At 65.6% G+C, this 4,044-nt stretch carries 5 protein-coding genes; 4 read left to right on the top strand and 1 reads right to left on the bottom strand.

Annotated features, from left to right (window positions below; genetic code table 11):
- Positions 1–626, top strand: a 626-nt coding sequence (locus VEK15_11735) for a TrkA C-terminal domain-containing protein (GenBank protein HXV61359.1), incomplete at its 5' end; no start/stop codon positions are given.
- Here VEK15_11735 and VEK15_11730 read toward each other — a convergent pair.
- The gene (locus VEK15_11730) at positions 616–987 is read right to left on the bottom strand and encodes a VOC family protein (protein ID HXV61358.1); all 372 of its coding nucleotides are present in this window, start codon (positions 985–987) and stop codon (positions 616–618) included. The genes VEK15_11735 and VEK15_11730 overlap by 11 nt on opposite strands.
- A gap of 45 nt (positions 988–1,032) precedes the next feature.
- On the opposite strand from VEK15_11730, the gene VEK15_11725 reads away from it, so the two are divergent.
- The 3 genes from VEK15_11725 to modA form a co-directional block, all read left to right on the top strand.
- A complete protein-coding gene (locus VEK15_11725) occupies positions 1,033–2,103 on the top strand; it encodes a substrate-binding domain-containing protein (protein HXV61357.1) in 1,071 nt (356 codons plus the stop codon).
- A complete protein-coding gene (locus VEK15_11720; protein ID HXV61356.1) occupies positions 2,096–3,421 on the top strand; it encodes an alginate export family protein in 1,326 nt (441 codons plus the stop codon). Before VEK15_11725 ends, VEK15_11720 begins: the two co-directional genes overlap by 8 nt.
- Positions 3,418–4,044, top strand: a 627-nt coding sequence (gene modA / locus VEK15_11715) for a molybdate ABC transporter substrate-binding protein (protein ID HXV61355.1), incomplete at its 3' end; no start/stop codon positions are given. The genes VEK15_11720 and modA, both read left to right, overlap by 4 nt.

Genomic DNA, 4,044 nt, shown 5'->3' with positions numbered 1-4,044 from the left:
GGCTCGTGCGTAACGCGAACGCGCTGTCGAAGCTTGCGGGCGAAAGCCTCTTGTCCTCGGCGAGGGGGGGGGCTGCGGTGGCTACGCGGATCGCGAGCCACACGCTCAGGGCGTTGATTTTGTTGAGCGTCCTGCTCGGGGTGGGCCTGCCGTCGATCGCGGTGCTGCGTCCGATTTATGGGGGGCCTTACGTCGCCCTCGGACTCTGCCTTCTCGTCGCCGCCGTGGGAGTCTATTTGTGGAGAAACGCCGGAGCCATGGCTTCGGAGCTGCGTTCGGGCGCGGAGCATCTTGCCGAGCTTCTCGCGAGGCAGAGCGCGCATGACGAGCCCATAACGCTCGTGGAACCGTCTTTGCCCCCGGGACTCGACGCCATTGTGGGACTCACCCTTCACGAACGAAGTGCCGCGATTGGGAGGACTCTATCGGAGCTCGACCTTCGGGCGCGAACCGGCGCGACGGTTCTGGCCATCCAGAGAAGCCCCGCCCAGGTGATCCTTCCCACCGGTCGCGAGCGGCTCGAGGCCGGGGACGTTCTCGCCATCAGCGGATCCCGAAAGGGTGTTGTCGAGGCCCAGCAGATTCTGTTGGCCGCGGCGGCGGAGGTCTCCCGGCCTACTGGCTGATGAGCGCGGCCACGGCGCCGGCGGGATCGCGGACGACGCAGAAGCGGCGCTTGCCCATGTCTCTCGGCCCGTCGACGATCTCTCCTCCGAGCTCCACGGCGCGGCGTGAAGCGACATCGACGTCCTTCACGGTGAAGTAGACCAGCCACTGAGGCGGGAGGTTCTGGTTCGAACCGCGGGCATGACACACGCCCGCGACCGGTTCCCCGCTCTCGGAGAGCAGATTGAAGTCGGAATAGTCGCCCATATCGACCGGCTCGGGGCGCAGGCCGACGACACGGGCGTAGAAATCCCGAATCGCCTCGGCGTCGTCGACGGTGAGGTCTGTCCACACGATGGAGCCAACCGCCTTGTCACTCATATGGGCCCACTATTGTACTCGTTCCGGCTATGATAGGATTCCGGCATGAGTGACAGGATCCTGTCCACCACTCTCAGTGAAGCGCGCCGCCATCGCGGCTGGTCGCAGCGGGAGCTCGCGGTGAGAAGCGGCGTCTCGAGGGCCGAAGTGAGCGCAGTAGAGATGTGTCGGCAATCGCCATCGATTGCCACCGCCCTTCGGCTCGCGGGCGCGCTCGGTCGGACGGTCGAGGAGCTCTTCAGCCTCTCGCCCACCGGTCAGAGCGAGCCGAGCTGGGCGTGGGCGCCGGAATGTCAGGAAGGACGCTTCTGGGAGGCGCGCGTCGGGTCGCGGCGACTACTCTTTCCCGTCGAGCCGACGGCTCTCGGGAGCCTGCCCCACGACGGATCTTTCGGGCCAGGCGGAGTGATCCGCAGACCCTGGGCCGAAGCCCAGAGGACACTCGTGGTGGCGGGCTGCGATCCCGCGGTCGGACTTCTGGCGGCGGAGCTCGCTCGACGGGACGGGATCCGGCTTCTTGCCTTGACACGCGGCAGCCGGGACGCCCTCGAGCTCTTGAAGCGGGGTCTCGTCCACGCCGCGGGTTTGCACTGGTCGGAGGAATCAGGCGAGGACGCGAACGCCGCCATGGCTTCGAGCGTGCTCGGCGGCGCAGGCAAAGGGTTTCGCCTGGTTCACGTTGCGAGGTGGCAGGAAGGTGTCGCTCTCGAGAGCACGGTTCGGGCTCGCTCGGCCTCTTCGATCGCTCGAGCCCGGCTGCGTTGGATCGCGCGGGAGGAAGGCTCGGGCGCGAGGCACGTGCTCGACCGGCTCCTCGGCGCGCGCCCGCGTCGGTTTCGTCACGAGGCGCGCGACCACCGCGCCGTCGCCCTCGCCATCCGGAGCGGTTATGCGCAGGCGGGGATTGCGGTGAGGTTGGCGGCCGAGGAGGCCGGGCTCGATTTCGTGTTGGTGCAGCAAGAGGACTATGAGCTCTGCTACCGAAACGAGCTCCGCGGCGACGAGCCCATCGCCGCCCTTCGAAAAGCGCTCAAGCGTGCCGAGCTCAGACGCCTCACCCGGGATTTGCCAGGCCTCGAAGTCGCACGAATGGGGGAGGAGCGGTCGGTTGCCTAGCCCCCTCCTGCTCTTCTTCGGTTGGCTCGCGCCCAACGAAGCGACGGCCCAGATCGCCAAGAATGATAAGCCTCTCCGATCGTTCGCGCTCGCCGCGACTCCCGAGGCGGATATCCCTGCCTACGTTTCCGCGGCATCGCCTGGTTGGATCATCGGATTCGAGCTTCGATCCCGCTGGGAAGATCGTTCGGGACGGCTTCGCGACCGGCCCGATCCAGCGGAGCTTACGCTTGGCCTCACCCGGGCGCGGGTTTCTCTCGGTTTCGCTCCCGAACAGTCGTCCTTCCGGTTCTCACTGGAGGCCCAGGACGCCCGCCAGCTCGGTTCCGATTTTCCCGAAACGCCGCTTACGGTGAACGAGCTCGACCTTCTGCAGCTTCGCATCCGATTCGACCTCGATCCCGTCCTTCACGTTCCCATGGCCGTCGAGGCCGGGCGTATCTCTTTCGATGCCTTGGATCGCAGGCTCATCGCCCGCAATCGATTCCGCAATACGACGAACGCTTTCGAAGGGGTTCGGGTCCGTATCGGTCGAACCCCATCGCCCATCGCTCTCGAAGTGCTCGCTTTGTGGCCGACCCAGCTCCGTGCCGAGAGCCTCGACAAGCTCGACGAGAACCGGAGACTCTTCGGAACGATCGGAAGCATCCACCGTCCGCAATTGGTGCTCGAGCCCTATTACCTCTTCTATGATGCAAACACCGATCGACGAAACACCTTTCATACCACGGGAGTCCACCTCTTCGGCCCGATTGGCGATCGCTGGGACCACGATCTTCACGCCGCGTTTCAGCTCGGAAGCCTGGGAGAGGACGCACACCGTGCCTTCGCCTTCCACGGGGAGCTCGGGCGTCGTTTCGAGAGCGCATGGGCCCCGCGCATCTCCGCCTGGCTCAACTACGCGTCCGGAGATGCGGAGCCCGACGACTCCCGGAGCGGACGATTCGATCCGCTCTTCGGCGCTTCCCACACGATGTACGGTTTCACCGATCTCATGTCGTGGCAGAACACGATCAATCCGGTGGTCTCGCTGACGCTCAGCCCGAGCTCCCGGTTCGAGCTCGAGCTGATGCATCGTCTCTACTGGCTCGCGAGCGCGAAGGACGCTTTCGTCCGTGCGGCGCTTCGGGATCCCGAAGGGGACAGTGGAACGTTCATCGGGCAGGAGCTCGATGTCGAGCTTCGATGGGACCTCTTGCCGTTCGCGGAGCTGAACGTCCAGTACGGCGAGCTCTTCGCCGGAGGCTTCGTGAAGCGGACCGGGGGCGGTACCGGCGCCCGAGTCTTCTACGTGGCGCTCACCGTGTCCGCACCATGATACTGATCTGGATCTCGCTGCTTGGATCGCTTGGCGTTCAAGAGCCGATTCGCATCTTCGCCGCGGCAAGCCTGACCGACGCCCTGGCAGAAGTTGCCTCCCAGTTCGAGAAGACCCATCCTTCGTCCCGTGTCGTCTCTCAGTTCGGATCGTCGAGCGATCTGGCGCGTCAGATTCTCGCCGGCGCACCCGCGGACCTCTTCTTCTCGGCAGACCGGTATCAGCTGGATCGCGTCGCAGCTGAGGGCTTCATCGATATCGGGTTTCGCGCAGACGTCCTCTCGAACGAGCTCGTCGTCGTGCGCCATCGGGATGCGCCGGACAGCGTGGATGGACCGGGAGACCTCGCGGCGCTCGGGCGCATCGCGATGGCGGATCCCGAGGCCGTCCCCGCGGGGGTCTACGCTCGACACTACCTCGAAAGCCAGGGCCTGGGGCCCCGCTTGAGGAGCAAAATCGTTCCCACTCTCGACGTTCGGGGTGCACTCGCCGCGGTGGCGAGTGGCAACGTCGACGCTGGCTTCGTCTACCGCACCGATGCCGCGATGGAGGATCGAGTGAAGATCGTCTATCACGTACCGCGGGAGGAGGGCCCCGCGATCGTCTACTCGCTCGGAATCCTG

This window comes from Vicinamibacteria bacterium, assembly GCA_035620555.1.
Lineage (GTDB): Bacteria > Acidobacteriota > Vicinamibacteria > Marinacidobacterales > SMYC01 > DASPGQ01.
The sequence above is the reverse complement of the archived record's forward strand: the minus strand, read 5'-3'. Positions and strand labels throughout refer to the sequence as shown.

Bases quoted from the DNA above. Each gene is read 5' to 3' on its own strand.
- VEK15_11730 (HXV61358.1), bottom strand. From the start codon at position 987: ATGAGTGACAAGGCGGTTGGCTCCATCGTGTGGACAGACCTCACCGTC.
- VEK15_11725 (HXV61357.1), top strand. From the start codon at position 1,033: ATGAGTGACAGGATCCTGTCCACCACTCTCAGTGAAGCGCGCCGCCAT.